General features: G+C 71.4%; 15 protein-coding genes, 1 tRNA gene and 1 pseudogene. 10 read left to right on the plus strand and 7 right to left on the minus strand.

Annotated elements, in window-relative coordinates; all coding sequences use genetic code 11:
* Positions 1-64: 64 nt before the first annotated feature.
* From ACFY0U_RS18375 to ACFY0U_RS18385, 3 genes are all read right to left on the minus strand, one after another.
* Positions 65-736, minus strand: a complete 672-nt coding sequence (locus tag ACFY0U_RS18375; RefSeq protein WP_388636472.1) for an NUDIX domain-containing protein — start codon at positions 734-736, stop codon at positions 65-67.
* Positions 737-883: 147 nt separating this feature from the next.
* Positions 884-1,813 (minus strand): carbohydrate kinase family protein, encoded by a 930-nt coding sequence (locus tag ACFY0U_RS18380; protein WP_388636474.1) that lies wholly within the window; start codon positions 1,811-1,813, stop codon positions 884-886.
* Positions 1,810-2,508, minus strand: a complete 699-nt coding sequence (locus tag ACFY0U_RS18385) for a class II aldolase/adducin family protein (protein ID WP_388636476.1) — start codon at positions 2,506-2,508, stop codon at positions 1,810-1,812. Before ACFY0U_RS18385 ends, ACFY0U_RS18380 begins: the two co-directional genes overlap by 4 nt.
* Positions 2,509-2,566: 58 nt before the next feature.
* Between ACFY0U_RS18385 and ACFY0U_RS18390 the strand changes: the two genes are divergently transcribed.
* The gene (locus tag ACFY0U_RS18390; RefSeq protein WP_388636478.1) at positions 2,567-3,244 is read left to right on the plus strand and encodes a TetR family transcriptional regulator; all 678 of its coding nucleotides are present in this window, start codon (positions 2,567-2,569) and stop codon (positions 3,242-3,244) included.
* A gap of 47 nt (positions 3,245-3,291) precedes the next feature.
* On the opposite strand, the gene ACFY0U_RS18395 is transcribed toward ACFY0U_RS18390, so the two are convergent.
* Positions 3,292-3,365 (minus strand) — tRNA-Pro (locus ACFY0U_RS18395).
* A gap of 101 nt (positions 3,366-3,466) precedes the next feature.
* On the opposite strand from ACFY0U_RS18395, the gene ACFY0U_RS18400 reads away from it, so the two are divergent.
* The 4 genes from ACFY0U_RS18400 (at position 3,467) to ACFY0U_RS18415 (ending at position 7,471) form a co-directional block, all read left to right on the plus strand.
* Positions 3,467-3,982 carry a DUF309 domain-containing protein gene (locus tag ACFY0U_RS18400; protein ID WP_388636480.1) on the plus strand — a complete coding sequence of 172 codons (516 nt, stop codon included), beginning with the start codon at positions 3,467-3,469 and terminating at the stop codon, positions 3,980-3,982.
* Between the two features lie 122 nt (positions 3,983-4,104).
* Positions 4,105-4,878, plus strand: a complete 774-nt coding sequence (gene cobF, locus ACFY0U_RS18405) for a precorrin-6A synthase (deacetylating) (protein WP_388636482.1) — start codon at positions 4,105-4,107, stop codon at positions 4,876-4,878.
* Positions 4,879-4,937: 59 nt separating this feature from the next.
* Complete coding sequence (locus tag ACFY0U_RS18410; RefSeq protein WP_388636484.1) at positions 4,938-7,010, plus strand: MDR family MFS transporter; 2,073 nt, start codon at positions 4,938-4,940, stop codon at positions 7,008-7,010.
* Positions 7,011-7,054: 44 nt separating this feature from the next.
* Positions 7,055-7,471: a hypothetical protein gene (locus ACFY0U_RS18415; RefSeq protein ID WP_388636486.1), complete on the plus strand. Its 417-nt coding sequence runs from the start codon at positions 7,055-7,057 to the stop codon at positions 7,469-7,471.
* Here the strand turns inward: ACFY0U_RS18415 and ACFY0U_RS18420 are convergent.
* Positions 7,458-8,204, minus strand: coding sequence for a cobalt-precorrin-6A reductase (locus tag ACFY0U_RS18420; protein WP_388636488.1), 747 nt, complete (start codon positions 8,202-8,204; stop codon positions 7,458-7,460). The two genes, ACFY0U_RS18415 and ACFY0U_RS18420, sit on opposite strands and share 14 nt — an antisense overlap.
* Positions 8,205-8,357: 153 nt before the next feature.
* Between ACFY0U_RS18420 and ACFY0U_RS18425 the strand changes: the two genes are divergently transcribed.
* Positions 8,358-8,489, plus strand: coding sequence for a hypothetical protein (locus ACFY0U_RS18425; RefSeq protein WP_388636490.1), 132 nt, complete (start codon positions 8,358-8,360; stop codon positions 8,487-8,489).
* Positions 8,490-8,547: 58 nt separating this feature from the next.
* A complete protein-coding gene (locus tag ACFY0U_RS18430; protein ID WP_388636492.1) occupies positions 8,548-9,351 on the plus strand; it encodes an HAD-IIA family hydrolase in 804 nt (267 codons plus the stop codon).
* Here the strand turns inward: ACFY0U_RS18430 and ACFY0U_RS18435 are convergent.
* Both ACFY0U_RS18435 and ACFY0U_RS18440 read right to left on the minus strand, forming a co-directional pair.
* Positions 9,337-10,110, minus strand: a complete 774-nt coding sequence (locus ACFY0U_RS18435; protein ID WP_388636494.1) for a sulfite exporter TauE/SafE family protein — start codon at positions 10,108-10,110, stop codon at positions 9,337-9,339. The genes ACFY0U_RS18430 and ACFY0U_RS18435 overlap by 15 nt on opposite strands.
* A 71-nt stretch (positions 10,111-10,181) precedes the next feature.
* Positions 10,182-11,369, minus strand: coding sequence for a thiolase family protein (locus tag ACFY0U_RS18440; protein ID WP_388636496.1), 1,188 nt, complete (start codon positions 11,367-11,369; stop codon positions 10,182-10,184).
* A gap of 111 nt (positions 11,370-11,480) precedes the next feature.
* On the opposite strand from ACFY0U_RS18440, the pseudogene ACFY0U_RS18445 reads away from it, so the two are divergent.
* From ACFY0U_RS18445 to ACFY0U_RS18455, 3 genes and pseudogenes are all read left to right on the plus strand, one after another.
* Positions 11,481-12,156: pseudogene (locus ACFY0U_RS18445) on the plus strand (alpha/beta fold hydrolase).
* A 145-nt stretch (positions 12,157-12,301) separates the two neighbouring features.
* The gene (locus tag ACFY0U_RS18450; RefSeq protein ID WP_388636498.1) at positions 12,302-12,781 is read left to right on the plus strand and encodes a Dps family protein; all 480 of its coding nucleotides are present in this window, start codon (positions 12,302-12,304) and stop codon (positions 12,779-12,781) included.
* Between the two features lie 39 nt (positions 12,782-12,820).
* Positions 12,821-13,153 (plus strand): DUF3140 domain-containing protein, encoded by a 333-nt coding sequence (locus tag ACFY0U_RS18455; protein ID WP_388636500.1) that lies wholly within the window; start codon positions 12,821-12,823, stop codon positions 13,151-13,153.
* Positions 13,154-13,228 lie beyond the last annotated feature (75 nt).

Here is a 13,228-nt window from a genome sequence, read left to right on the forward strand (position 1 = left end):
TCCCGTTCGCGGCCCGCGTCCGGGGCTCGCGAACGGGAGTCTTCAGCTTGAAGTGCTCTTCAAGTCAAGAGGGTTCGCGCGAGAAGGGCCCTTCGAGGGCCGCCCATTGCAGCAGCATGATGGTCTTCGCGTCGGCGATCTCCCCCGCGCGGATCATCTCCAGGGCCCGGCGGAAGGGGAGTTCGAGGATCTCGATGTCCTCGCCCTCCTCGTCCAGGCCGCCGCCCTCGTGGGTGTGGGTCGAGGGGCCGTACTCGGCGGCGTAGAAGCTGACCCGTTCGGTCACGGACCCCGGGCTCATGTAGACGTCGAAGACGTGCCGGACCGCGCCGATGGTGTGCCCGGTCTCCTCGATCACCTCGCGGCGTACCGCGATCTCCGGGTGCTCGTCATCGTCGTCGAGCAGCCCACCCGGCGTCTCGATCAGCATGCCGTCGGGGTGGCCGTTGACGTAGACGGGGAAGCGGAACTGCCGGGTGAGCAGGACGGTTTCGCGTTCGGCGTCGTAGAGCAGCATGGTGGCGCCGTTGCCGCGGTCGTGGGTCTCGCGCTGCTGGGTGCTCCAGCTGCCGTCGGCGAGCTGGAGGTCGAAGGTGGTGGCCCGCTCGACGTACCAGTGGCTGGACAGGAGTTTCACGTCGCGGACCTTGACGCGGGGGTTGCCGGTCAGATCGAGGCCGGTGCGGTCGAGGCCGGTGCGGCCTCGGCGGTCGGGGGTGTCGATGCCGGCGGTCATCGGGCGTCGTCCGGACGGAAGTGCGAGTTGGTCATGACCGCTGTCTATCACCCCGGGAAGCCCCGCCGTTCCGTGCGCGGAACGTCAGGGCCGCTCCGGCACCACGGGGGGGCGCCCCGCGCTCCGTGGTGCCGGCCCGCCCTCACCTCACCCTCGGACCTTGCTGGTCATGGAGAACTCGTCGGCCTCGGCCAGGTCGAAGTCCCCGTGGTCGCTGCCGAGTCCCTGCGCCACCAGCGCCGCCGCCGCGCTGCCCAGAACGGCGGCCTCACGCGGCGTACGGTCGAGGCTGATGCCGCGCAGGAAGCCTGCGGAGAAGGCGTCGCCGCAGCCGGTCGTGTCGACGACGTCGATCTCGAAGGCGGGAACGGTCTCGGTGCCCTCGGCGGTCACCAGCAGCGCGCCCTCACCGCCGCGGGTGACGGCGACGAGCCCGGCCCCGGCGGCGACCAGCTTCCTCGCGCCGGTCAGGAGGTCCTCCTCGCCGCTGAAGCCGAGGACCTGGTCGTCGTTGGGCAGCAGGTAGTCGACGTACGGGAGCAGCGGCTCGATCTGGTCGAAGGTGCCGAGCTCACCGGGGGCGAGCAGGTCCACGGAGGTGACGACGTCATGTTCCTTGGCGTGCGCCAGGATGCGCGCGGCGACCTCGGCGCCGATCAACTCCGGTCCGCCCAGGTGGAGATGGGTCGCCTCGGCGACCGCGTCCCAGGGGACGTCGTCGAGGCCGTAGGTGATGTTGGCGCCGAGAAGGTGGAGGGAGGGGCGGTCGCCGTTGGGGCGGATGGGCAGGACGCTCGCGGAGGTGGAGGTGTCGATACGGCGGACGAGCAACGCGGTGTCGATACCGGCCCTGTCGAGCAGCTGCACCAGCAGGTCGCCCGTCGGGTCGGTGCCGATCGCTCCGGCGGTGCGCACCCGCGCGCCGAGCTTGGCGAGGGTGAGGGCGGTGCCGGCGGCCGTACCGGCGGCGGTCATGCGGATGTCCTCGACCAGGGTGGCGCCCTGGCCCTCGGGTATGGCCTCCACCGGCCGTACCAGCACGTCCAGGACGTGCACGCCCATCGTGACGACCTTCATCGGTTCCCCTCCTGCACGGATGACTGCTCGGGTGACGCGGGTTGTGTGCTGCCGTAGTTGCGTGCGATGGCGGCCTCGATGACCGCGAGTTGCTGCTGTTCGTCAAGGACGCGGGGGGTGCCGATGGCCGCCGCGTGCTGGTAGACCCCGCAGGCCCACTCCAGCAACAGGGCGTTCTCGACGGCCTTGTCGAGCGTCGGCGCGTGGGTCACGGCTCCGTGGTTGGCCATCAGAGCCCCGCTGCGGCCTTCCAACGCGGTGAGCACCGACTCGGCGAGCTCCGGGGTGCCGAAGGTGGCGTACGGTGCCACGCGTACCGTTCCGCCTAGGGTCAGCAACTGGTAGTGGATGCAGGGCAGTTCGTCGAGGACGAGGGAGAGCGCGGTGGCCATGGGCGCGTGGGTGTGGACGACGGCGCCGGTGCCGTAGCGGTGGTAGACACCGAGGTGCAGGTCCAGTTCCGAGGTCGGCCGGAGAGTGCCGGACACGATCGTTCCGTCGAGGTCGACGACGGTCACCTGGTCCGGGGTGAGGTCGGCGAGGACCGCGCCGGTGGCGGTGATCGCGACCCGGTCGTCCGTGCGCACGCTGACGTTCCCGGCCGTCCCGATGAGCAGCCCCTCGGCCCCCAGACGACGGCAGGCCTCCGCGACGGCGGCCCGCTCCTCGCGCCACGCCGCGCTTGAGTCGGTCATGCGCGCGACGCTAACCTAAACGTGAAACAAAGTCACGTTCACGTTCGGAGGTTGTCGCGTGGCCGATCCCATCGTGGACACCGACTGGGCGGCGGGTGTCGCCTCGCTGCGTCGCACGCCCCAGCAGGCCCGCAGCAAGGCCCGGCTCGCCCGGGTCCTGGAGACCGCCGAGCGGGTGCTGGTCGAGGAGGGCGTCGAGGCGCTCACCACGACCCGGATCGCGGCCGAGGCGAGGGTGTCGGTCGGCTCGCTGTACCAGTACCTGCCGGACCGGGGCGCGATCATCGAGGCCCTCGCGGCCGGGTACTTCGCGAAGCTGGAAGCCGCGATGGACGACCTGGTCGACGCGGCGGCCGCCCAGCGCTGGGACGACCCGGTCGGCGTCCTCATCGACGCGTTCGCCTCCATCTACCGCACCGAACACGGCTTCCGCGCCCTGTGGTTCGGCAGCGGCCTCACCGAGCAGACCCGCGCGGCCGACCGCGAGCACAAGCGCCGTATGGCCGACGGCATCCGCCGTATCCTCCTCGCCCTCGATCTCGCCGAGGACGACGAGGCGCTGGCCCGCACCTGCCACGCTGCGATGCTGGCCGCCGACGCGCTGGCGCAGGAGGCGTTCCGGCGGGACAGGGCGGGGGACGCGGCGCTGCTGGACGAGGCGAAGGTCATGCTGCGGGGGTATCTGGGGGATGTCGCCGCGCGCTACCGGGGCGGGGCGGCGCGCGGAGACCGCTGAAACGCGACCGGCGGACCTGCCTCAGGCAGATCCGCCGGTGAACACCGTCGGGACGACAGGATTTGAACCTGCGACCCCTTGACCCCCAGTCAAGTGCGCTACCAAGCTGCGCCACGTCCCGGTGCGTTTCGCGCGGTGAACCGCGTGATCGCGCGAACAGCACTTTACCCCACACGCCGGGCCGCTTCGAAGACGGTCCGGGCGGCGCGGGACAATCGGTACATGGGCAGTGCAGCTTCAGGACGACAGGCGGATGCTCGGGACCGCGACGACGAGGGGCGGGCCCGCAACGCCCGGCCCCGGGACGGGCTCGGGCGGCCGCTGCCGTACGGCACGGACGGGGTGGAGCGGCAGCCCGAGGGCGTTGTCCGCACCCCCGAGCGCAGCGTCGCGGAGGCGCAGGAGCTGCTGGACGCGGGCAAGCCCTTCCACGCGCACGAGGTCTTCGAGGACGCCTGGAAGTCCGGTCCCGAGGAGGAGCGCACCCTGTGGCGGGGCCTGGCCCAGCTCGCGGTGGGGCTCACGCACGCCGCCCGGGGCAATGTCACGGGCGGGGCGCGGCTGCTGCGGCGCGGGGCCGGGGCGGTCGAGGAGTGGGCGTCCGGTGCGGATAGGAAGCAGCCGTACGGGATGGATCTGGCCGGGCTCGCGCAGTGGGCGAGGGAGCTGGCGGAGGACGTGGAGCGCGGCGGCGAGCCGGTGGACGCGGGGGGCAGGGCGCCGCGTCTGCGGCGGTGACGCCGGTCGGGGCCCTCTGAGCGCCTCCGGTGCTGGGGCCCGTCCGGGCCCTCGCTCCCCGGTCAGGGGCCCACCCCGGACGCGGTGCCGTCACTGTCAGTGGCGTACGGCAGACTCGAGGCGTGCGAAAGATTCATGTCATCGGTATCGGCGCGGGCGACCCCGACCAGCTCACCCTCCAGGCGGTCAGGGCGCTGCGGAGCACGGACGTGTTCTTCGTCCTGGACAAGGGCGAGGTGAAGAGCGACCTGACGGATCTGCGCCGGGACATGCTGGAGGCGCACATACCCGAGGGGACGTACCGCGTCGTCGAGGCGCGGGATCCGGAGCGGGACCGCACGGCGGGCGGCGCGGCCTACTCGCCCGCCGTCGGGGACTGGCGCAGCGCCCGTGCCGGGATCTACGAGCGGCTGATCACCGAGGAGCTGGGCGAGGACGAGAGCGGCGCGTTCCTGGTGTGGGGCGACCCCGCGCTGTACGACAGCACGCTCGGGATCCTGGAGGAGATCCTGGAGCGGGGGACCGTCGGCTTCGAGTACGACGTCGTGCCCGGCATCAGCAGTGTCTCCGCCCTCGTCGCCCGGCACCGGACCGGTCTGAACCGGGTCGCCCGGCCCGTGCAGATCACCACCGGACGGCGGCTCGCCGAGGGGTTCCCCGAGGGCGTCGACGACGTGGTCGTGATGCTCGACGCCCACCAGACCTTCCGGCAGTACGCGGACGAGGACATCGACATCTACTGGGGCGCCTACATCGGTACCCCGGACGAGATCCTCGCGTCGGGTCCGATCGCCGAGGCCGCGCCCCGGATCGAGCGGCTGCGGGCCGAGGCCCGGGAGCGCAAGGGCTGGATCATGGACACGTATCTGCTGCGCCGCAATCCCGGGGAGCGGTAGGCCACCCGAGCGGTCCCGTCCCGCATGCGGCACTGGGCCACCGGTGTGACCGTGGCCTCGTGACCGTCACCGAGGAAACCGCGCCGCCCTCCGCAGAGCCGCCGGTGCTGGACAAGCGTCGTCGCAACGTCGTCTTCGTGACGATCATGCTGGGCATGCTGCTGGCCGCGCTGGACCAGACGATCGTGGGCACGGCCCTGCCGACGATCGTGTCGGATCTGGGCGGCGCCGAGCACATGTCGTGGGTCGTCACCTCCTACCTGTTGGCGGAGACCGTCTCGACGGTCCTGGTGGGCAAGTTCGGCGACCTGTTCGGCCGCAAGGTGGTCTTCCAGGTCTCGGCGATCGTGTTCATCACCGGCTCGTTCCTGTGCGGTCTCGCCGGCAACATGACCCTCCTGATCGTCTGGCGGGCCATGCAGGGCGTCGGCGCGGGCGGGCTGATGGTGACGTCCATGGCGCTCATCGCCGACGTCATCCCCCTGCGGGAGCGCGGCAAGTACCAGGGCGCGATCGGTGCCGTCTTCGGTGTGGCCACGGTCATCGGGCCGCTGCTCGGTGGTCTGTTCACCGACCATCTGACCTGGCGCTGGGCGTTCTACGTCAACGTCCCCATCGCGATCGTCGTCGTGTTCGCCGCGGCCCGCACCATCCCCGTGGTGAAGTCGGCGTCCCGGCCCGTCATCGACTATCTGGGCATCGCCTTCGTCGCGGCGGGCGCCAGCGCCCTGATCCTGGCGACCAGTTGGGGCGGCAACGAGTACGCGTGGGGTTCGGGCGTCATCATCGGCCTGTTCGTCGGCGGTGCGATCGCGCTCGGTCTGTTCTGCTGGGCCGAGACCCGGGCGCGGGAACCGATGCTGCCGATGCGGCTGTTCAGCAACCCGGTGTTCACGGTCTGCTCGATCCTCAGCTTCATCGTCGGCTTCGCGATGCTCGGCGCGATGACGTATCTGCCGAGCTATCTCCAGTACGTCGACGGCGACTCCGCCACGGTCTCCGGCGTCCGCACCCTGCCCATGGTCATCGGCCTGCTCATCGCGTCCGTCGCGAGCGGCAATGTGGTCAGCAAGACCGGGCAGTACCGGATCTTCCCGATCGTCGGCTCCCTGGTGATGGGGGTCGGGCTGTATCTGATGTCCCTGATGGGGCCGGGCACGGGGGCCTGGCTGGAGTCGCTGTACATGTTCGTGCTCGGCACCGGGATCGGCCTGTGCATGCAGGTGCTGACGATCGCCGTGCAGAACACCGTCGACTACACCGACCTCGGCACCGCGACCTCCGGTGTCACCTTCTTCCGCACGCTGGGCAGTTCGTTCGGCACGGCCGTCTTCGGCACCATCTACGCCAACTCGCTGAAGCCCAACCTGGAGGACGGGATCGCGCGGGCCGCGCAGACCGGCAGCGGCCTGGACCCGGCGGCCATCGCCAAGGCGGCGACCAGCCCGGAGGGGGTGCACGACCTGCCCGCGGCGGTGGCCTCCCCGATCATCGACGCCTACGCCGACACCATCCAGACCGTGTTCCTGTGGACGGTGCCGGTGGCGGCCCTGGGTTTCGTGGTGGCGCTGTTCCTCAAGCAGGTCCAGCTGCGCGACAGCGCGCGGGCGGGCTCGACCGACATGGGCGAGGGCTTCGGCCAGCCGTCCGGGGCGGACTCGCAGCGGGTGCTGGAAACGGCGGTCGGGAAGATCATCGGCACCGCGAGGCTGGAGGACGCGCGCCGTATCGTGGCGGAGTCCGACACCCGGCTGGACATCGCCGGTGCCTGGGCGGTGATGCAGGTGGAGCTGTTCACACGGATGACCGGCCACGCCAGCCTGGGCCTGATGGCCGCCCGCCGTCACATGCCGCCCGAGGTGCTGCTGCCGGTCTTCGACCGGATGGTCGACGAGGGCTATCTGACCCGCGACGGCAACCTCTTCTCCCACACCGACGCGGGCGCCCGCGAGGCCGACGTCATCGGCCAGGCCTGGGCCACCTGGCTGGAGGCGCGAGTCCAGGAGGACATCGGCCGCCCGGCGGGCACGGATCTGCGGGCCGCGGTCGACACGATCTCCAAGCGTCTGCTGGTGGAAGACCTGAGCAACGTGCTGCCGCAACGATCCAAGGAACTTGCCTCCGCCCACTGAGAATCCACGTGCGCGGCAGGCCGGGAGGTCGTCATACTCTCGGCATGCCACCCGTCCGCTTCCACGATCCCGGCCTCGACGCGCACCACTTCAGCGGCTCGGTCCTCGTCCGCTGCCCGCGCTGCGACCGGATCGCGCACTTCGAACGGAGCGCCCCGCCGGAGCCTCGGGTGATCTGCCGGTCCTGCGGCCTGTGCCGGCCGGTCGAGCGGTGCGGCCGGCCGAAGCTGTGGCTGCGGACCAGGACGAGGCACGGCGAGGTGTCGGCGTACAACCTCGAACACCTCGACCTGCTCAGGCGGTTCGTGGCGGCGGACCTGCGCGAGCGGGACCCCTGGTACGAGCACGGGCGCAAGATGACGTACATCGGCCGGCTGCCCGCGTGGATCAAGAGCGCCAAGAACCGCACCGAGGTGCTGCGCGCCATCGACCGTATGCGGACCTCGGTCATCTCCGGCTGAGGCCCAGCCGCTCCAGTACCCCGGCGACATCGGGCACCGCCGTCACGTCGGCGGGCAGCGGAGGACGTCGTACGACCACGACGGGCAGGGCAAGTCGGCGCGCGGCCGTGAGTTTGGCGACTGTCGCCGCTCCCCCGCTGTCCTTCGTCACCACGACGTCGACGCAGTGCGTGGACAGCAGCGCGCACTCGTCGTCCTCGGTGAACGGGCCGCGTGCCAGCAGGACTTCGGTGCGCGGCGGCATCGGCGGCTCGGGCAGTTCCACCGAGCGTACGACGAAGTGGAGTTCGGTCAGATGCGCGAAGGCCGCCAGACCCAGGCGGCCGGTGGTGAGGAAGACGCGGGGGCCGAGCAGTGGCAGCAGACCGGCGGCCTCGGCCAGTGAACCGACCGGGTACCAGCGGTCCTCGGGACCCGGCCGCCAGCCCGGGCGGCGCAGCACCACCGCCGGTACTCCGGTCGCGGCGGCGGCCCTGGCCGCGTGGGCGGTGATCGTCTCGGCGAAGGGATGCGTGGCGTCGACGAGGGCGTCGGCCTTCTGCTCCCGCAGCCAGTCGGCGAGGCCCTCCGCACCGCCGAACCCCCCGATGCGTATGTCCCCGGTGACGGCTCCCGGTCGCGTCACACGGCCCGCGAGGGAGGTGGTGACACGGACGCCGGGAAGCACGGTGAGCGCGGCGGCGAGTTCACGGGCCTCGGTGGTGCCGCCGAGGATCAGGACGTGGGGGGCCATGGGGTAGAGCGTACGAAGGGCGTGCGGGAGAGCGGGCACGGGGGTTCGTTCGATTTCCGCTGTCTATACGGTCCGACAGGGCCGCCGCTGCACTTCGTCGGTGCAGGGACTTCCTTCACCGTCACCGCACCCGCCGCCACGGTGATCGTGGCCGTGGCCACCACGATCGCGACCGCCCTGGCCGGTGCGGCGACCGTGGCGATGCTCCAGTCCGGTCCGGCCGAGGCCCCACCGGTCCCCGCCCCGCAGAGCCCTGCTCCCGCGAGCCCGTCCGCCACCCCCTGACCCGTGTCGCCGGAGTCCGGATCGCCCCTCGCCCCGCACGGATCGCTATCGTCCTGCCATGGACTCCGTGCGCGCCGTACTGATCGACATCGACGGGGTTCTCACCGTCTCGTGGGAGCCGTTGCCGGGGGCGGTCGAGGCGTTGCGGGAGATCCGCGAGGCCGGGCTCGCCGTCGCGCTGGTCACCAACACCACGTCCCGGACCCGGGCGTCGCTCGCCGGGACGCTGGCGGAGGCGGGGTTCCCGGTGACGGCACAGGACATCCTGACCGCGCCCGCCGTCACCGCCGCGTATGTCGCCGAGCATTTCCCGGGGGCGCGCTGTGCCCTGCTGAACAGCGGGGACATCGGGGAGGACCTGGGGGACGTGGACGTGATCGGCGCCGGGGACACCGGAGCCGTCCCGGACGTCGTGATCGTCGGGGGTGCGGGGCCCGAGTTCGACTACGCGGCGCTGAACCGGGCGTTCGGGCATCTCCAGCGCGGCGCGCGGCTGGTGGCGATGCACCGGAATCTGTACTGGCGTACCTCGGACGGGCTTCAGCTGGACGCGGGGGCGTTCCTGGCGGGGCTGGAGAAGGCGGCCCGTACCGAGGCCGTGGTGACGGGGAAGCCGTCGCGCGCGTTCTTCGCCTCGGCGCTGGCCCGGCTGGGGGCCGGTGCGGACGAGGCGGTGATGGTGGGGGACGACATCGAGTCGGACGTGCTGGTGGCGCAGGCCGCCGGGGTCACGGGCGTGCTGGTGCGGACGGGCAAGTATCTGCCGCAGACGCATCGGGACGCGAGCGGCACCCCGGACCATGTGATCGCCTCGTTCGCGGAGCTGCCCGCGTTGCTCCGGGCGTGGTCAGCGGAGCAGTAGCTGGAGGCCGCCGACGATCGTCGCCGCGATCACGAGCTGTTCGAAGAGCCGCTGGTTGATCCTGTTCACGGCCCACTTGCCGATGAACGCGCCGGGCACGACGAACGCCACGAGTGCGGCGTCGAGCAGCAGCGAGTGACCGTCGATCAGGCCGAGGCCCACGCTGAAGGGCACCTTGGACGTGTTGACGATCAGGAAGAAGAAGGCGGAGGTGCCCAGGAAGCCGAGCTTCCGGAAGCCCGCCGACAGCAGGTACATGGACATCACCGGGCCCCCGGCGTTGGCGACCATGGTGGTGAAGCCGCCGAGGACGCCGTAGGAACGCGCTTTGATCCGGCCCGTTCTCGTGGTGACCGAGTCCGGTTCGTCGGTCCGGTCGGCGGCGCGGCGGCGCCATACCGTCACGGCCGCCATCAGCAGCAGGATGGCGCCGATCGATGTCCGGACGATCTCGTCGTCGGCCCACATCAGGAACAGCGTGCCGGCGACCACGCCCGCCGCGACCGCGGGGAACAGCTTCCACAGCGTCGGCCAGTGGGCGTGGCGCCGGTAGGTGAGGACGGCGAGCACGTCACCGGCGATCAGGATCGGCAGCAGGACGCCGGTCGAGGCGCGGGCGGGCAGGACCGCGGCGAAAATGGCGAGGCTGACCGTGTTGGCCCCGCTCACGGCGGTCTTCGAGAAGCCGACGAGGAGGGCCGCGAAGGCCAGGGCGGCGAACTCCCAGCCGGTCATGTGCCAGAGCGTCATCGTGTTCATGCGGAACCCGATGCTATGCGCATCTAATCGGCGGCGTAAGGAGCGTCTCGCCTGATGGCCCCGTCCCGTGCCTAGTCCCGCCGCACCAGCACCGCGCTCCCCTGTCCCACGCCCACGCACATCGTCGCGAGGCCCCGTGCCGCCCCGGTCCGCCGCATGCGGTGCAGCAGTGTCGTGAGGATGCGGGCCCCCGAGCAGCCCAGCGGATGGCCGAGCGCGATCGCTCCGCCGCTCGGGTTGACGAGGTCCGGGTCGATGCCGAGGCGGTCCACGCAGGCGAGGGCCTGGGCGGCGAAGGCCTCGTTGAACTCGGCCTCCTGGATGTCGCCGACGGTCCAGTCGGCGCGGGCGAGCGCCTTCTGTGTGGCGGGGACGGGGCCGATGCCCATCACATCGGGGTGGACGCCGGCCGAGGCCCCGGCGACATAGCGGCCGAGCGACTCCAGGCCGAGGTCGTTCAAGGCCTCCTCGCTGGCCAGGAGGAGGCCTGCCGCGCCGTCGTTCATGGGTGAGGCGTTGCCCGCCGTGACGCTCCCGCCCTGTCGGAACACCGGCTTCAGACGGGACAGCTTCTCGTACGAGGTGTCCTCACGGATGCACTCGTCGGCGCCGACGACCACGCCGTCCGGCCGCTCCACGGGCAGGAGTTCGTCGTCGAAGTGGCCGTTCTTGCGGGCCAGAGCGGCGAGTTGGTGGCTGCGCAGGGCGAACTCGTCCTGGCGTTCCCGGGAGACTCCGTGGCGCGAGGCGACCTCTTCGGCCGTCTCGCCCATGGAGAGCAGTCCGTGCAGTTCCCCCATCCCCGGGTTGACCAGTCGCCAGCCGAGCCGGGTGTCGACCGTCTCGAGGCGGTGCGGCAGGGCCTCGTCGGGGCGGGGCAGGACGAAGGGGGCGCGGCTCATCGACTCGGAACCGCCGGCGAGCACGATGTCGGCCTCGCCCGCGGCGATGGTGCGGGCGGCCGTCGTCACCGCTTCAAGGCCCGAGGCGCACAGCCGGTTCACCGTGGCGCCCGGCACGGTCTCGGGCAGGCCGGCGAGCAGCGCCGCCATGCGCGCGACGTTGCGGTTGTCCTCGCCGGCCTGGTTGGCGGCGCCCCAGTAGACGTCGTCGATGCGGGCGGGGTCGAGCGCGGGCACATCGGCGACGAGCCCTCGGACGACGGCCGCGGCGAGGTCGTCGGGGCGCACGGAGGACAGTGCTCCGCGCAGTTTGCCGATGGGGGTGCGGCGGGCGGCCGCGAAGTGGACGGGACGCACGACTGGACTCCCCGGTCGAATTAATTAGCACTGCTAGTTTCGGAGTGTAGACCGCTCCCACGCACCCTGGGAAGATCTCCGGGGACCTTCACCGACGCAGCTGGAGGAGACATGACCGAAGCCCGCGAGCACACCCTCGACCGCATCGTCGTACGCGAGTGGCCGCACGCCCGGCCGCGCTGCCTCGCGCTCGTGGTGCACGGGTACGGCGAGCACATCGGGCGGTACGAGGAGCTCGCCGAGGTTCTCCACCGGCACGGCGCGGCCGTCTTCGGGCCCGACCACGATCGGGCACTCCATGGGCGGCCTGATCTCCGCCCGCTTCGCGCAGCGCCACGGCGGCGAACTCACCGCGCTCGTCCTGTCCGGACCGGTCATCGGCGACTGGGAGCTGCCCAGGCGACTGATCGCCCTGGACGAGATCCCGGACACGCCCATCAGCCCGTCCTCGCTCTCCCGCGATCCCTCGGTCGGAGCGGCGTACGGGGCCGATCCGCTGGTCTGGCACGGGCCGATGAAGCGGCCGACGGTCGAGTCGTTCCTGCGCACGCTGGAGGCCGTGGCCAAGGGCGGTGACATCGGCCGGCTCCCCCTGCTGTGGCTGCACGGCGACGACGACCGGCTGGTGCCGCTCGTCGGCAGCCGCACCGGGGTCGAGCAGCTCAGCGGGGGTGTCCTGACCCAGCGGATCTATCCGGGCGCCCGGCACGAGGTGTTCAACGAGACGAACCGGGCAGAAGTGTTCGCCGACCTCACCCGTTTCCTGGACGGTGTGCTCGACGCCTGATCCTGCCGCGTTTGCACCGGTTCGCCCTGGGCACTCGCGCCCCCATGGAGTGGTCGCGGCGGGCTGCCCGCATGGGAGAGGCCCCCGACTGACGCGTCGCACCGCTCCGTACCGAGACGCACGATGTCACAAGGAGGAGCACGGTATGACCATGGTGAGGAGCACCCTCCCCGAGGACGCCCGCCGGATCGCCGGGGACGCCCTGCAGAGCACGCTCGTGGATCTGCTCGGGCTGTCGCTGGTCGGCAAGCAGGCGCACTGGAACATCGTCGGCCCGCGCTTCCGCTCCATCCACCTCCAGCTGGACGAGGTCGTGGACGCCGCCCGCGCGTACTCCGACACGGTCGCGGAGCGCGCCGCGGCGCTCGGGCTGCCGCCCGACGGCCGCCCGGAGACGATCGCCAGCGCGTACACCCTGTCCAGCCCGAAGGACGGCTGGCAGCGGGACAACGAGGTCGTCGCTCTGATGATGGAGACCCTGGAGGCGGCGATCGGCCGGCTGCGCGAGCGCATCGACGCGACGGAGAAGGCGGATCCGGTCACCCAGGACCTGCTGATCGGCATCACGGCGGACCTGGAGAAGCAGCGCTGGATGTTCGACGCGGAGAACTGGCCGCGCGACTGACCGCCACCCGCACGTACGCACAGACAGAAGGGGCACCCGATGACCGACGCCCTCGAACTCGACGCGCTGTGGGAGGACTTCCACCGCGCGGTGAACATGACCTCGCAGGAACTGGCGGCCTGGCTGCGGGTCAGTGACGCCGACGAGGACACCGAACCGCTGCCGGAGCACGCCGGATCGCCCACCGGGCAGCACGTTCTCGCCATCCTCCAGAAGCGGCGCACGGATCTCACCGACGACGACGTCGAGGTCATGTACGAGGTGGTGGACAGCGTGTCGGCGGAGGCGGACCCGGAGAACGAGCCGGCGGCCGAGCAGACCCGGCGTCGGCACCGGCTGATGACGCTGGGCCACGATCCGCTCAAACCGTAGGAGCGGCGCCGGAGTTGACCTGAAGCAGGTGGCCGAAGACCGACTCCGCCGGGCCCGGATGATCGTGCGAGACTG

Origin of the sequence: Streptomyces sp. NPDC001536, assembly GCF_042894505.1 — a bacterium.
GTDB lineage: Bacteria > Actinomycetota > Actinomycetes > Streptomycetales > Streptomycetaceae > Streptomyces.